Annotated in this window: 14 protein-coding genes; 10 read left to right on the forward strand and 4 right to left on the reverse strand. The window is 72.4% G+C overall.

The window, feature by feature from the left end:
• Positions 1-144 precede the first annotated feature (144 nt).
• From ABTY04_RS03950 to ABTY04_RS03970, 5 genes are all read left to right on the forward strand, one after another.
• Positions 145-2,310 (forward strand): ATP-dependent DNA helicase UvrD2, encoded by a 2,166-nt coding sequence (locus tag ABTY04_RS03950; protein WP_352211710.1) that lies wholly within the window; start codon positions 145-147, stop codon positions 2,308-2,310.
• Positions 2,311-2,478: 168 nt separating this feature from the next.
• Entirely contained in the window at positions 2,479-2,832 is a 354-nt protein-coding gene (locus ABTY04_RS03955; protein ID WP_352211711.1) for a hypothetical protein, read from the forward strand.
• 185 nt (positions 2,833-3,017) lie between these two features.
• Positions 3,018-3,389 carry a WhiB family transcriptional regulator gene (locus ABTY04_RS03960; protein WP_352211712.1) on the forward strand — a complete coding sequence of 124 codons (372 nt, stop codon included), beginning with the start codon at positions 3,018-3,020 and terminating at the stop codon, positions 3,387-3,389.
• Entirely contained in the window at positions 3,386-3,715 is a 330-nt protein-coding gene (locus ABTY04_RS03965) for a putative WhiB-interacting protein (RefSeq protein ID WP_352211713.1), read from the forward strand. The genes ABTY04_RS03960 and ABTY04_RS03965 overlap by 4 nt, the downstream gene beginning before the upstream one ends.
• Before the next feature lie 120 nt (positions 3,716-3,835).
• A complete protein-coding gene (locus tag ABTY04_RS03970) occupies positions 3,836-4,042 on the forward strand; it encodes a hypothetical protein (RefSeq protein ID WP_352211714.1) in 207 nt (68 codons plus the stop codon).
• 24 nt (positions 4,043-4,066) lie between these two features.
• On the opposite strand, the gene ABTY04_RS03975 is transcribed toward ABTY04_RS03970, so the two are convergent.
• Positions 4,067-5,395 carry an ABC1 kinase family protein gene (locus tag ABTY04_RS03975; protein WP_352211715.1) on the reverse strand — a complete coding sequence of 443 codons (1,329 nt, stop codon included), beginning with the start codon at positions 5,393-5,395 and terminating at the stop codon, positions 4,067-4,069.
• A 192-nt stretch (positions 5,396-5,587) separates the two neighbouring features.
• Positions 5,588-6,694, reverse strand: a complete 1,107-nt coding sequence (locus ABTY04_RS03980) for a ThiF family adenylyltransferase (protein ID WP_352211716.1) — start codon at positions 6,692-6,694, stop codon at positions 5,588-5,590.
• 100 nt (positions 6,695-6,794) lie between these two features.
• Here ABTY04_RS03980 and ABTY04_RS03985 point away from each other — a divergent pair, with 100 nt between their 5' ends.
• The 4 genes from ABTY04_RS03985 (at position 6,795) to ABTY04_RS04000 (ending at position 10,744) form a co-directional block, all read left to right on the forward strand.
• The gene (locus ABTY04_RS03985) at positions 6,795-7,439 is read left to right on the forward strand and encodes a M48 metallopeptidase family protein (RefSeq protein ID WP_502996550.1); all 645 of its coding nucleotides are present in this window, start codon (positions 6,795-6,797) and stop codon (positions 7,437-7,439) included.
• A gap of 133 nt (positions 7,440-7,572) precedes the next feature.
• The gene (locus ABTY04_RS03990) at positions 7,573-9,270 is read left to right on the forward strand and encodes a TerD family protein (protein ID WP_352211718.1); all 1,698 of its coding nucleotides are present in this window, start codon (positions 7,573-7,575) and stop codon (positions 9,268-9,270) included.
• A 20-nt stretch (positions 9,271-9,290) separates the two neighbouring features.
• Complete coding sequence (locus ABTY04_RS03995) at positions 9,291-9,971, forward strand: AIM24 family protein (RefSeq protein ID WP_352211874.1); 681 nt, start codon at positions 9,291-9,293, stop codon at positions 9,969-9,971.
• A 17-nt stretch (positions 9,972-9,988) separates the two neighbouring features.
• Positions 9,989-10,744, forward strand: a complete 756-nt coding sequence (locus ABTY04_RS04000; protein ID WP_352211719.1) for an AIM24 family protein — start codon at positions 9,989-9,991, stop codon at positions 10,742-10,744.
• A 72-nt stretch (positions 10,745-10,816) separates the two neighbouring features.
• Here the strand turns inward: ABTY04_RS04000 and ABTY04_RS04005 are convergent, their stop codons facing one another.
• Together ABTY04_RS04005 and ABTY04_RS04010 are read right to left on the reverse strand one after the other, a co-directional pair.
• Positions 10,817-11,353: an NUDIX hydrolase gene (locus ABTY04_RS04005; protein WP_352211720.1), complete on the reverse strand. Its 537-nt coding sequence runs from the start codon at positions 11,351-11,353 to the stop codon at positions 10,817-10,819.
• On the reverse strand, positions 11,350-12,777 hold the full coding sequence (locus ABTY04_RS04010; RefSeq protein ID WP_352211721.1) for a zinc-dependent metalloprotease: 1,428 nt from the start codon (positions 12,775-12,777) through the stop codon (positions 11,350-11,352). Before ABTY04_RS04010 ends, ABTY04_RS04005 begins: the two co-directional genes overlap by 4 nt.
• Positions 12,778-12,968: 191 nt before the next feature.
• Here ABTY04_RS04010 and ABTY04_RS04015 point away from each other — a divergent pair, with 191 nt between their 5' ends.
• Positions 12,969-14,123, forward strand: coding sequence for an SDR family oxidoreductase (locus ABTY04_RS04015; protein WP_352211722.1), 1,155 nt, complete (start codon positions 12,969-12,971; stop codon positions 14,121-14,123).
• Positions 14,124-14,136: the final 13 nt, after the last annotated feature.

Consider the following 14,136-nt stretch of genomic DNA (forward strand, 5'->3'; position numbering starts at 1 on the left):
GTCCGAGTACTCGAACGTACGGGACCGCGGGGCCATTCCCGCACCCGCGGTGCGGCTGGTACGTCAAGTAGGCCGATACGACGGATCCGCGCACCCTGTGGACAAAAATCCCGTCCGCCCCTCGGGACCTGGCAGCATGGCGGGGTGACATCAGCAACGCACCCCTCATCCTTCCCCGCCGGCGCAGACTCGGCCGACGCGGTGCTCCTGGGCCTGGACCCGGAGCAGCGCGAGGTCGCGACGACCCTGCGCGGACCGGTGTGCGTGCTGGCGGGCGCGGGCACGGGCAAGACCCGGGCGATCACCCACCGGATCGCCTACGGGGTCCGCTCCGGCCAGCTGATGCCGGCCAGTGTGCTGGCCGTCACGTTCACCAACCGCGCCGCCGGCGAGATGCGCGGCCGCCTGCGCGCGCTCGGCGCGGGCGGGGTGCAGGCGCGGACGTTCCACTCCGCCGCCCTGCGCCAGCTCCAGTACTTCTGGCCCAAGGCGATCGGCGGGGACGTGCCCCGGCTCGTCGAGCGCAAGATCCAGCTCGTCGCCGAGGCCGGCGCGCGCTGCCGCATCCGGCTCGACCGTGGCGAGCTGCGGGACGTCACCGGCGAGATCGAGTGGGCGAAGGTCACCCAGACCGTCCCCTCCGACTATCCGGCGGCCGCCCTCAAAGCGGGCCGCGAAGCCCCCCGGGACATGGCGGAGATCGCCCACATCTACGGGACGTACGAACAGCTCAAGCGCGACCGCGCAATGATCGACTTCGAGGACGTGCTGCTGCTCACGGTCGGCATCCTCCAGGACCGCCACGACATCGCCGAGCAGATCCGCAACCAGTACCAGCACTTCGTGGTGGACGAGTACCAGGACGTCAGCCCGCTCCAGCAGCGGCTGCTGGACCTGTGGCTCGGCGAGCGCGACAGCCTCTGCGTCGTCGGCGACGCCAGCCAGACGATCTACTCCTTCACCGGGGCCACCCCGGACCACCTGCTGAACTTCCGCACCCGCTACCCGCAGGCCACCCTGGTCAAGCTGGTCCGCGACTACCGCTCCACCCCCCAGGTGGTCCACCTCGCCAACGGGCTCCTCGCCCAGGCCAGGGGCCGTGCCGCCGAGCACCGCCTCGAACTGGTCTCCCAGCGCGAGCCCGGCCCCGACCCGGTCTACGCCGAGTACCCCGACGAGCCCGCCGAGGCCGAGGGCGTCGCCGTCCGGATCCGGGACCTGATCGCGGCGGGCGTCCCGGCCGGCGAGATCGCCGTGCTCTACCGCATCAACGCCCAGTCCGAGGTCTACGAGCAGGCCCTCGCCGACGCCGGGGTCCCGTACCAGCTGCGCGGCGCCGAGCGCTTCTTCGAGCGCGGCGAGGTGCAGAAGGCGATCCTCGCCCTGCGAGGGGCTGCCCGCTCCGGCGGAAACGACCCGCTGCTCGACGACGTCGTCGAGCTCGGCTCCCAGGTCCGGGCCGTGCTCAGCTCCACCGGTTGGACCACCGAGCCGCCGGCCGGCTCCGGCGCCGTCCGCGACCAGTGGGAGTCCGTGGCGGCCCTGGTCCGGCTCGCCGAGGACTTCGCGCGGACGCGGCCCGGGGCCACCCTGGCGGACCTGACCGTCGAGCTGGACGAGCGCAGGGCCGCCCAGCACGCCCCGACCGTCCAGGGCGTCACCCTCGCCTCCCTGCACGCCGCGAAGGGCCTGGAGTGGGACGCCGTGTTCCTGGCCGGCCTCACCGACGGCATGCTGCCGATCACGTACGCCAAGACCGACGAGCAGGTGGAGGAGGAGCGCCGGCTGCTCTACGTCGGGGTCACGCGAGCCCGCCTGCACCTGACGCTCTCCTGGGCGCTCTCCCGGGCGCCGGGCGGCCGGGCCTCCCGGCGCCCCAGCCGCTTCCTGAACGGGCTGCGGCCGGGCTCCGCGGCCCCGGGAGCCCGCACGGGCTCCGCGGCCGAGCAGCGGGTCCGCAAGGGCGGCCGCCGCGGCCCGGCACTGTGCCGGGTGTGCGGCAAGACCCTGACCGAGGCCGGCGAGCTGAAGCTGATGCGCTGCGAGGACTGCCCGTCCGACATGGACGAAGGTCTCTACGAGCGGCTGCGGGAGTGGCGCGCGGGCCAGGCGAAGGAGCAGGGACTGCCCGCGTACTGCGTGTTCACGGACAAGACGCTCGTGGCGATCGCCGAGGCCGCGCCGTCCGAGGAGGGCGAGCTCTCGATGATCTCTGGAGTGGGTGGCCGCAAGCTCGACCGGTACGGAGCCGATGTGCTGGCCATCTGTGCAGGTCAGGAGCCTGGGGGCGCGGATTCTGACGACGCGTAGAAACTCGTCGGAAAAATAGTTTGCACATGCCCGTCGGATCCCCATAGGTTCTTAGCAACGGAAACGGTGGCTTCTCCAAAGCTCCCACTCCGTGCTGTACTTATCCGAATACGCATGGGACAGGCCCTCGGGCCACCGTCCCCGAGACGCCGAGAGGAGGCGAGACCAGTGACCAGCTTCATCACCAGCACCAAAATGACCGATCGCTCGGTCGCCGCTTCCTGCACGCTCGGCTCCTCCTCGCTCCTCCCGCTCCCGGGTACCGGTCTGTCCGCGATTTCTGCTGACAGCCGCGCCCTGCTGGCCGCGCCCTCCGCGCTCCTGGCGAGCGAGCGGAATGAGCGACCGACCCAGGCACCGGTGGCAGTACTGGAAGCCCAGGCGCATGGCGCCTATGGGTTTGCGGCCGCAGCCGGTGCCGACAGTGCCGGATTCAAGACGCAGCAGACGAAGCAGACGAAGCAGCAGCACCACCTGATGTGGGCCTTCCGCGGGCTCGAACCCTGGAGTGATCCAGCCTGATCTCGATGATCAGGCCGGCGCCTTCAGGGCCGCGGAACCCCACCCGGGATCCGCGGCCCTTCTGTTTGTCCCCGAACGGGGACGACGGCACGAAGGAGCCTCGGGACTGGCAAGACCAGGTACCAGCCGACCCCGGCCGACCCCGGCCGGAACGACTAGACGAACAAGACGAGGAAGAAAACACCGTGCAACTCGAAGCGCACGCCCCGTCCGTACCGAAGACCCAGACGATCTCCCCGCCCGCAGTCCCGGAGGACTCCACCTTGACTCCCCTCACCGCGCTGACCGCGCTCGACGACGCCATCGAGAACCTCGGCGTACCCGTCGCCTGCCGTACCTACGACCCCGAGGTCTTCTTCGCCGAGTCCCCGGCGGACGTCGAGTACGCCAAGTCCCTGTGCGCTACCTGCCCGCTGGTCGAGGCCTGCCTCGCCGGTGCGATCGAGCGCCGTGAGCCCTGGGGTGTCTGGGGTGGCGAGCTGTTCGTCCAGGGTGTCGTCGTAGCCCGGAAGCGCCCCCGTGGCCGTCCGCGCAAGAACCCGGTTGCTGCGGCATGACCGCCATCGGAACCATCGACCGCCCCCTGACGCACGACCCCTTGAAGCAGGCCCTCATGACCGCCCACACGACGAGCGAGCAGCCACACGGCTCCGCCACCGCAGACTTCATCACCGCCGGCGCGATGACCTCGCGTCAGAACAGGACCCGAGAAATGCAACTCATCCCAGAAGCCCTGGCCCGTGCCCATATGGACGACCGCATGCGCGAGGCCGACGCCGAGCGTCGCGCCCTGCGCCTGGTCGCCGCCCGCCGCATGCAGCGGCGAGCCGAGCGCGTCTCGCTGCGCGCCCGGCGGGCGCTGGCCATGGCCGTCATGCACTGAGCACCGCTGAACCGCCGCTGACCAGCGGCGCAGCAGCGTACGGGGGACCGGTCCGAACGGACCGGTCCCCCCGGTGCGTTGCGGACGGCTCTCCACCCCTCGTGGGGATATCGTCTGGAGGTGGACCAGCCGAATCCCCACCCCGCCCCGTCGGGCCCCGAGGGCCAGACCGTCGTCTGCGCGCGCTGCGGCAAGAAGGCCCCCGACGGCGCCCCGCCCACCTGGACCTGCTCGGTGGAGAACGGGGCCAGACAGTACTTCTGCGTCGACTGCGCGCGGGCCAACCTCAGGGCCATCGAGGGCCGCCTCGACTCGTCCTGGTGGTGACCTCGGGCCCGCAGGCCCGCGCACTCACTCCTCGGGCAGGAACCCCGGGAGCCAGGACTCCAGTTCACCCCGCAGCCGGACCGTCGCGCCCAGCTGGCAGAGCACCCCGATGGTGCTCAGCGTCACTCGGTGGATCAGCAGGTACGAGGGCGGCAGGTTGATCTGCCGGCCCAACTGGTGGGCGGGGGAGCGGGGATCGGCGATCCGGGCCGCCTGGCCGCGCAGCCACGGCCGCGTGAAGGTGAACTCCTCGGCCTCGGCGGGCTCGATGATGGGCAGCAGGTAGTCCAGCACCGCCACCGGATCCAGTTCGATGGACTCCTTCACGAACCCCTCGGCGCACAGGTGCCCGTAGATCCCCTCGGCATCGCCCTCCAGCGTCATCCGCAGCGACGTGCCGATGGGCTTGGGCCAGCCGCCGGGCAGCCGGTCGACGGTGCCGAAGTCCAGCACGCCCAGCCGTATCCGGCCGTCCGCCCCCGACAGCAGGCGGAAGTTGCCCGGGTGCGGGTCGGCGTGCAGCAGCCCGGTGCGCGCGGGCCCCGAGAAGAGGAACCGGGCCAGCAGCTGACCGGCGCGGTCCCGCTCCTCCTGGGTGCCGTCCGCTATCACCTCCGACAGGGGCGTCCCCTCCATCCACTCGGTCACCAGCACCTGGTCGCCCTGGTGGACGACATCCGGTACGACCACGTCCTCGTCGCCCTCGAACGCGTCCGCGTGGATCCGCTGGGCCTCGGCCTCCAGCTCGTAGTCCAGCTCCTCCGCGACCCGGTCGCGCAGCTCCTGGATCAGCGGCTTGACGTCCATGCCGGGAACCAGCGGCCCCAGCAGCCCGGCGAACCGGCCCAGTTGTCTGAGGTCGGACAGCAGAGCCTCGCCGGCTCCCGGGTATTGGACCTTCACCGCGACCTGGCGGCCGTCGTGCCACACCGCCCGGTGCACCTGACCGATCGAGGCGGCCGCGGCAGGCTTGTCCTCGAACTCCTCGAACAGATCCCGCCAGTCGGCTCCCAGCCGCTCCGCCAGCACCTGGTGCACCGTCTGGGCCGGCAGCGGCGGGGCCGCCTCCTGAAGCTTCGTCAGTGCCGCCCTGTACGGTCCGGCGACCTCCTCGGGCAGGGCCGACTCGAAGACCGAGAGCGCCTGCCCGAACTTCATGGCGCCGCCCTTCAACTCCCCTAGCGTGCGGAACAGCTGCTCGGCGGTGCGCTGCTGGAGCTCGCGCGCCACGATCTCCGCCGACTTGCCCCCGATCCGCTTCCCCAGCCCCCAGGTGACCCGGCCCGCGAAGCCGAGCGGCAGCGCGGCCAGCTTGACGGTACGGGTGACCGCCTTCCGGGGAAGATCAGACATGAGCCCCTCCAATTCCCAGACTGCTGTGCCGCAAGCGGCGGTTCGAGATGACCCCTCGGCCAAACGCATCCTGTCATGGCGGCCCCTCCCCGCCCCGGCCGAGGCGCCCGCCCCGGACCCGACGTGACCGCGCCCCGACGCCGGACGGCGTCCACCCCCGCGGGACGGCACGGCCGGACAGGCGATCGCTCCTCATGACCCCACCGCCTGTTCCGCCGGGACCCCGGCTGCCGCACAGGGGCACTCCGGGTGAGGGCGCAGGGCCGTCCGCTCCCAGTGCAGGGCCGGGAGGGCCGCCTCCCAGCGGGAGGCCGTGGAAGCGGGCAGTTCACCGTCGAGGAAGGACAGGGCGTGGGCCGCGGCGAACCCGGCCACCGCCGTGGCCAGGCCCAGGTCGCAGGCCGCGGTGGCCCGGCGGCGGTGTGCCGAGCGCCATTGGACCAGCATCCGGGGCCAGGCCGGGTCCGCCTCGACCCGGTCGCGTTCCATGCAGCCCGCGCACGCCGTGGCACCCGGCAGCACCAGCGGCCCGACCAGCCCGGTGCCCTCCAGCACCCCGGTATACAGGTGCGGCGTCCCGGTGGCGATCCAGTCGGCGGCGAGGCCCGGATCCGGCGCCCACGCCTGCAGGCCGTCCCGGGGCGCGACCACCACCAGGGACACGCCCGGCTCGGGCCCCTCGTGCTCCGCGGTCCGCGGCGGACGCCCCGGGGCCGATTCGCGCACCAGCCCGGCCGAGGCCTCGGCCCGCAGCCGGCCCACACTGCCCGGCCCCAGCCCGCCCGGAGCCACGTCCGCCGGCTCCACCCGGCCGCCGTCGAGGACCTCGACCCGGCCCACTCCGGCTCCCGCCAGGACCCCGGCGATCACCCCGCCCACCCGGCCGCTCCCGCGCACCTGGACCCGTATGGCCCGCCGCGCCGCGACCCCCCGCAAGTCGCCCCCCGGCTCGCGGTGGACCAGCGACAGCGAGCCCAGATCGGGCCCGAGCCGCTCCAGGGTCTCCGGCCGCTTGCGCACGGCCTGGGCCCGCGGGCCGCCCGCGGTGGCGTCGTCCAGCAGCCCGGCCGCCGCCAGCCGCCGGACCAGCGTGTCCACCTGCCCCTCCGGCAGCCCCACGGCCGCCGCCTCCGCGCGCAGCAGCTCCATGCCCCGCGTCCCGTCGATCCGGTCGATCAGCGATCCCGTCGCCGTGTCCACCGGGCCGAGCACCACCGCGTGCGCGGGCGTCACCCCGAACTGCACCGTCTGCAGATCCCGCCACGCCCTCGCCAGCGCCGGCTTCACCTTCGGATACATGGCCTTCCCCCCTCGTGCGAACTCCGCCTCGTTCCTCGCAGAGTGCCCGCCCGCCGCATTCCCCGCTCGCATTTGTCCACAGGCGAGGGCTATTAGGCATATGAGATGGAGGAAAAGGGTGTTTCCTGTACCGGCTTCGAATCGATCATGTTCGAACGGTGGAGCAGGGGGACTTCGGCCACGGCGAGCGGGTACGGTCTTGGGCGTGTCCGCCGACCCACAGCAGCGCGCCGTCGAAGTCCGCCGGAGCGCGCGCCGCCGCAGGACCGTGTCCGCCTATCGCGAGGGTGACCGTACGGTCGTCCTCATCCCTGCCCGGATGTCCGAGGCCGAGGAGCAGCGCTGGGTGGGGGTCATGCTCGACAAGCTGGCCGCGCAGGAGAGCAGGCGAACCCTCGGCGACGCGGAACTCACCGAGCGGGCCGAGCGTTTGTCCGAGCAGTACTTCAGCGCCCGCGCCCGTCCCCGTTCGGTCCGCTGGGTCACCAACCAGAACACCCGCTGGGGCTCCTGCACCCCCGCCGAAGGCAGCATCCGGCTCTCGCACCGCCTCCAGGGGATGCCGGAATACGTCGTCGACTACGTGCTGCTCCACGAGCTGGCCCACCTCCTCGTGCCCGGCCACGGCCCCCGCTTCTGGGAACTGCTGGAGGCCTACCCGCGCACCGAGCGCGCCCGCGGCTACCTGGAAGGAGTGGTCGCCGCCGAGCGTCTCCCCAAGGTCCCCGCGGCCCGCGAGGAATGATTCCGTCCGAGCTCCGTCGGGCGCGGACGTATCGATATGTACCGGGTCGGTACCGGCTTGGCCGGATGTCGGCAGATGCGGCTAGCCTGAGCGGCACGCATTTCACTGTCGGGATGGGGGACGGTCGTTACGTATGGCCAGGGAATTCCAACGCGGTCACAAGGCCAGGATCAGCGATCTGACGGCAGGCACGGATCTGTACGTCGGCGTCCAGATCGCCGGCCCCGGACTCGCCATCGACATCAGCTGTTTCGGCCTTGACGCCGACGAGCGGCTGTCGGACGACCGCTACTTCGTCTTCTACAACCAGCCGAAGTCGCCGGAGGAGTCCATTCAGCAGCTCGGCGCGCAGGCCGGCGACACCGAGTCCTTCCGGGTGACGCTGGACCGCGTTCCGGCGGGCATCCACAAGCTGTCCTTCACCGCCACGATCGACGGCGCCGGACAAATGTCGCAGATCGGACCGGGTTACCTCCGGATCGTGGCCGGCGGCGAGGAAGTCGTCCGGTACTCGTTCACGGGCACGGAGTTCACCACCGAGCGCGCGGTGATGCTCGGGGACTTCTACCTCAAGGACGTCTGGCGCTTCGCCGCGGTCGGCCAGGGCTTCGACGGCGGACTCGCCGCACTGCTGAAGAACTTCGGCGGCGAGGTCGCCGAGGAGGACGAGCAGCAGGCCCCGCAGCAGCCGCAGGCCCCCGCCCCGGCCCAGGCCGGCGCCTCGCCGGGATTCGCCCCGCCCCCGCAGGCGGCCGCCCCCGCGCCGTCCTTCGGCACGCCGGTCCAGGCCCCTCCGGCACCCCAGGCCCCGTACGTCCCGCAGCCCGCCCCGGCCCCCGCCCCGCAGTACCAGCAGCCCGCCGCGCCCGCGCCGGTCCATTCGGCCCCGACCATGGTCGGCCCGCTGACCACCCCGCCGGCCCCCGCACCGTACGGCCAGCCGCCGCACGCCCCGCAGCCGCCCGGCCCGCCCTCGTACGGCCAGCAGCCGCATCCCTCGTACGGCCAGATGCCCGGCTACGGCCAGGTCCCGCCGCCCGCCCCGGCCCCCGCGTCCTACGGCCAGCAGCCCCCCGGCTACGGCCAGGCCCCCGGCCAGCAGCCGGCTCCGTACGGCCAGATGCCGGGCCAGCAGCCCGGCTACGGCCAGGGCGCCCCGCAGGCCGCCGGCGCCGGCCTCGCGGCCGCCCTCCAGCCGTACAAGGAAGTCCCCACCGGCGCCCGCTGGACCTCGCAGAACCAGCAGCTCATGCGGGTCGACCTGTCGATGGGCGGCCAGCCCGTCCTCGCCCGCCAGGGCAGCATGGTCCTGTACCAGGGCAAGGTCGACTTCAGCTACAAGGGCGCGGGCTTCGCCGGGCGCATCGTCGGCAACGCCACCGGCCAGGAGATGCAGCTGATGCGCTGCAGCGGCCGCGGCCAGGTCTTCCTCGCGGAGAACGGCGCCCACCTGCACGCCATCGAGCTCCAGGGCGACGGAATCTGCGTCTCCGCCGAAAGCGTCCTCGCCTTCGACGAGAGCCTCCAGCACGAGGTCCGGCGCATCGAGGGCCACGGCATCCCCGGCGGCGCCCTGTTCACGATGCTGTTCCAGGGCTCCGGCACGGTGATCGTCAAGACGCACGGCACGCCGGTCGTGCTGCCCGTCACCCCGACCACCTTCGCCGACAGCAACGCCATCGTCGCGTGGTCGGCGGCCTCCCAGGTGATCGTCTCCAGCCAGGTCCGGCTGCGGCGCAACGCCTACCCCGGCCACAGCGGGGAGACCGTGAACCTCCAGTTCCGCGGCGCTCCCGGCAACTTCATCGTCGTCCAGCCGTACGAGGTCTGAGGGAGCCCGTCATGAACGCAATGAACCAGCAGCTCGCGGGCTACGCCCCCACCCCCGTCACGGCCCGCATGGAGAACCACGGCCGGGCCATGCTCAAGGTCGCCATGCAGAGCGGCCAGGACCTCTTCGCGCGCACCGGGTCGATGGTCGCGTACGAGGGCTTCGTCCAGTACGAGCCCAACCCGCCGGCCCTGCGCCAGATGGCCTCGCAGTGGCTCACCGGCGAGGGCGCCCCGCTGATGAAGTGCACCGGCGACGGCCTGCTCTACCTCGCCGACTACGGCGCCGACGTCGTTGTGATCAACCTCAACAACGATGCGCTCTCGGTCAACGGCACCAACCTGCTCGCCTTCGACGCCCACCTCCAGTGGGGCGTCGAACGGGTCAAGGGTATGGCCAAGTTCGCCGGCCAGGGCCTGTTCAACGTGCAGGTCTCCGGCACCGGCTGGGTCGCGATCACCTCCCGCGGCACCCCGATCGTGGTCGACTGCGGCCGCGGTGAGGACGAGACGTACGTCGACCCCGACGCGCTCGTCGCCTGGTCCCCGAACCTCAAGGTGAAGGGCAAGCGCAGTTTCAAGGCCTCGTCGATGATCGGCCGGGGCAGCGGGGAGGCCTACCAGATGGCCTTCTCGGGTCAGGGCATCGTCGTCGTACAGCCCAGTGAGGACAGCACCGACCGGCTCCGGGGCCGGGGCTGAGGGGGAGCGGACACATCATGCAGAGCGCACTTTTCGCCCACGCCGAGGCGCAGTCCCAGGAGCGGTACGCCGTCCAGAACCCGCAGCTGCTGAGGGTCACGCTGGCCGGCTCCGACGACGTGCTCGCCCGCAAGGGCGCGATGGTCGCCTACCAGGGGATCATCGACTTCGACGGCGAGTACCAGAGCACCACCCAGCGCACCGCCCTCGCCCGCACCGGTGAGGGCCTCGACCTGATGCGCTGTTCCGGGCAGGGCACGGTCTACCTGGCCAACCTCGCCCAGTACGTGCACGTCGTGGACGTGGACCGGGACGGCCTCACCGTCGACAGCAGCTACGTGCTGGCCCTGGACTCCAGCCTGCACACCGAGGCCATCGCGGTGGACAGCCAGTACGGGATCTCCGGCTCCGGCAAGTACCAGCTCAACATCACCGGCCGCGGCAAGGTCGCGCTGATGACCTCCGGGCAGCCGCTGATGATGCAGGTCACGCCGGACAAGTACGTCAACGCCGACGCGGACGCGATCGTCGCCTGGTCCACCTCGCTGCGCGTGCAGATGCAGGCCCAGACGCACTCCAGCGGGGTCTGGCGGCGGCGCGGCAACACCGGCGAGGGCTGGGAGCTCAGCTTCCTCGGCACCGGGTTCGCACTGGTGCAGCCGAGCGAGGTGCTGCCGCCGCAGAACGCCCAGCTCGGACAGGGCATGGCCGCGCAGTACGGCATGGGCCAGCACGGCGTCCACGCCCAGAACCAGAACAACGCCTGGAACTAGTACGGGCACACGGCACACGGAAGGGGCGGATCCGCGGATGCGGGGCCGCCCCTTCCGGTCGTTCCGGGGGCGTCAGAGCCGCGCCAGGGTCGCCTCCAACAGCCGCACGACCGAGGTGTCGGCCGCCGCCGCCACCTCCTCGTACCGGAACCAGCGCAGGTCAAGCGACTCCTCGCTGATCTCCGCGACCGCGCCGGCCGGGGCCAGCGCCGCGTACTGCACGTCCAGGTGCCAGTTGCAGGGTGCCGGGATCGGATGCCGGTCCAGCCGCACCGGACCGCCCGGCAGCAGGCTCAGCCCGGACGCGATCCCGGACTCCTCGACGGCCTCGCGCAGCGCGGCCCCGGCGAGCGTGCTGTCGCCGGGCTCGCAGTGCCCGCCCATCTGCAGCCACATGCCGAGCTTCTTGTGCAGGGTCAGCAGTACGCGCCCGCCCGCCGGGTCGATGACCAGCGCACTGCCGGTGACGTGCCCGGCCTGGCACGGCTTGTAGACCCCGTCGGGGTGCGTGGCGAGGTGCTCCAGGTAGACGTCCCGCAGCGCGCTCTGCTGCTCGTCCCGGCCCTCGAACCCCTTCAGGACCTGGACCGCATCGTCGTACAGGCTCACTTCTTCCCTTCACCCTCGTCGTCGCCCTGCGCACCCTGCTCGCCCTGGTCGCGCTTCTGCGCCGCCTCGCCGAGCATCTTGTCGATCTCGGAGAAGTCCAGCTGCTCGCGGTGCACGAACCCGTCCGGGTCGTCCAGGTCGGAGGCCGTCGGCAGCATGTCCGGGTGCTCCCAGAGCCCGTCGCGGCCGTCCACACCGCGCGCGTCGGTCAGCGAGGCCCACAGCCGCGAGGCGTCCCGCAGCCGGCGGGGGCGCAGCTCCAGCCCGATCAGGGTCGCGAACGTCTGCTCCGCCGGGCCGCCCGAGGCGCGCCGTCGGCGCATGGTCTCGCGCATGGCGTCCGCCGAGGTCAGCCGGGGCTTGGCCGCCTCGTGCACGACCGCGTCCACCCAGCCCTCGACCAGCGCGAGCGCCGTCTCCAGGCGGGCCAGCGCGGCCTTCTGCTCGGGGGTGTCCTGCGGCTGGAACATGCCGCCCTGGAGCGCTTCCTGCAGCTGCTCCGGGTTCAACGGGTCGATCTGGCCGACCACGTCCTCCAGCTTCGAGGTGTCGACCTTGATGCCCCGCGCGTACCCTTCGACCGTGCCGAGCAGGTGCGAGCGCAGCCACGGCACGTGCGCGAACAGCCGGGCGTGGGCCGCCTCGCGCAGGGCCAGGTACAGCCGCACCTCCTCGGCGGGGACGCCCAGGTCCTTGCCGAAGCCCTCGATGTTCAGCGGCAGCAGGGCGGCCTTGCCCGCCGGGCCCAGCGGCAGCCCGATGTCGGTCGAGCCGACGACCTCGCCCGCGAGCACGCCCACGGCCTGGCCGATCTGCTGGCCGAACATGGCCCCGCCCATGGAGCGCATCATGCCCAGCAGCGGGCCCGCCATGGCCTGCATCTCCTCGGGCAGCACGCTGCCCATGGCCGCGCCGACGCGCTCGGCGACGGGGTCCACGAGCTCCTTCCACACCGGGAGGGTCGCCTCGACCCATTCGGCGCGGCTCCACGCGACGGCCGTGGTGGCGCCCGAGGGCAGCGAGGTCACGCCGTCCAGCCAGTGGTCGGCGAGGCGCACGGCCTCCTCGACGGCGGACTTCTCGGCGATGCCCACGCTCGTGTCCTTGACACCGTCCGCCGTGCCCTGGGCGACGGTCTGGCGGGCGATGTCCTTGGCCATGTCCCAGTTCACGGGACCGCCCTCGTAGCTGAGCATCTGGCCGAGCTGCTGGAAGGCAGCCCCCAGGTCGTTCGGGTTCATCGAGCCGAACATCGCCGCGAACGGGTTGTCCGCGCCGCCCTGGCCGCCGCCGGGCAGGCCCATGCCCGGGAACCCGAACGGATTGGGGCCGCCCTGACCGCCCTGATTGCCCTTCTCCTTGCCCTCGTCGCCGCCCGTAGGCTCCTCCGGCGGAAGGCCGAATCCGAATGGGGTGTCGCTCACGGGTTTCCTCGGCTCGTAGGGCCGCCGGCAGGGCCGACGGGAAATGGTCCGACAACACCACCCAGCGTAGACACCACTCCCGCTTCCGGGCTCGGTGCTCCGCCGACTCCTGGGCTGCGGCAGGATGGACATCACCTGGTAGGTACGCGTCACGGCGCGTCCCTACTGAAGACAACCGCTGGAGACGCCTGGTGAGTTCCCCAGATCCGCAGGTTCGCGCGCCGCACGACGCCGAAAACCGCCCTGACCACGGTGAGAGCGCCCACGGCGTTCGCCAGCCGCGAAACCAGGCTGCACGAGGCCCCGTGATCGCCGTTACCGGCGCCGCCTCCGGGGTCGGCGCGGCCCTGGTGGCCCGCCTGGCCGCCTCCGACGAGGTCAAGCAGGTCGTGGCGATCGACGAGCGGCGCGGGGACTGCGCGGACGCGCAGTGGCACGTCCTGGACGTACGGGACCCCGCGATCGCCGAGAGACTGCGCGGCGCCGACGTGGTCGTCCACCTGGCACTGGACCTCGACCTCGAAACGGACCCGGCGGCCCGTACGGCGTACAACGTGCGCGGGACCCAGACCGTCCTGACGGCCGCCGCGGCGGCCGGGGTGCACCGGGTCGTGCTGTGCACCTCCGCGATGGTCTACGGGGCCCTCCCGGACAACGACATCCCGCTGTCGGAGGACTCCGAGCTGCGGGCCACGGCCGAGGCGACCGGTGTCGGCGACCTGCTGGAGATCGAGCGGCTCGGCCGCCGGGCGCCCCGGGCGCACCCCGGTCTGAACGTCACCGTGGTCCGCCCGGCCGTGCTGGTCGGCGGCACGGACACCGCGCTGACCCGGTACTTCGAGTCCCCGCGCCTGCTCGTGGTGGCCGGATCCCGCCCGACCTGGCAGTTCTGCCACGTCGAGGACCTGGTCAGCGCGCTGGAGTACGCGGCCTTGGAGAAGGTCGAGGGCGAGCTGGCGGTCGGCTGCGAGGGCTGGCTGGAGCAGGAGGAGGTCGAGGAGCTGAGCGGCATCCGCCGCATGGAGCTCCCGTCGGCGGTCGCGCTGGGCGCGGCGGCCCGGCTGCACCGGATCGGCCTGACGCCGTCCCCGGCCGGCGACCTCGCGTACACGATGCACCCGTGGGTGGTCAGCGTCAGCGGGCTGCACGCGGCGGGCTGGCGGCCGCGCTGGACCAACGAGGAGGTGCTGGCCGAGCTCCTCCAGGAGGTCGCGGGCCGGCACACCGTCGCGGGCCGCCGGCTGGGGCGCAAGGACGCCACGGCCGCGGGTGCCGCGGGTGCCACGGTCGCGCTGCTGGGCGCCGCCGCGGTGGTCCGCCGGGCGCGCAGGCGGCGCGGCATCTGACGCGCCGGGACCG

The sequence above is a fragment of the Streptomyces sp. NPDC097981 genome, from assembly GCF_040302565.1.
Classification (GTDB): domain Bacteria; phylum Actinomycetota; class Actinomycetes; order Streptomycetales; family Streptomycetaceae; genus Streptomyces.

Excerpts from the sequence above, each read along its gene's own strand:
- ABTY04_RS03975 (WP_352211715.1), bottom strand. The coding sequence starts at position 5,395 with ATGTCTGATCTTCCCCGGAAGGCGGTCACCCGTACCGTCAAGCTGGCC.
- ABTY04_RS03990 (WP_352211718.1), top strand. The coding sequence starts at position 7,573 with ATGGCCAGGGAATTCCAACGCGGTCACAAGGCCAGGATCAGCGATCTG.
- ABTY04_RS04000 (WP_352211719.1), top strand. The coding sequence starts at position 9,989 with ATGCAGAGCGCACTTTTCGCCCACGCCGAGGCGCAGTCCCAGGAGCGG.
- ABTY04_RS03985 (WP_502996550.1), top strand. The coding sequence starts at position 6,795 with ATGAGATGGAGGAAAAGGGTGTTTCCTGTACCGGCTTCGAATCGATCA.
- ABTY04_RS03980 (WP_352211716.1), bottom strand. The coding sequence starts at position 6,694 with ATGTATCCGAAGGTGAAGCCGGCGCTGGCGAGGGCGTGGCGGGATCTG.
- ABTY04_RS03965 (WP_352211713.1), top strand. The coding sequence starts at position 3,386 with ATGACCGCCATCGGAACCATCGACCGCCCCCTGACGCACGACCCCTTG.
- ABTY04_RS03995 (WP_352211874.1), top strand. The coding sequence starts at position 9,291 with ATGAACCAGCAGCTCGCGGGCTACGCCCCCACCCCCGTCACGGCCCGC.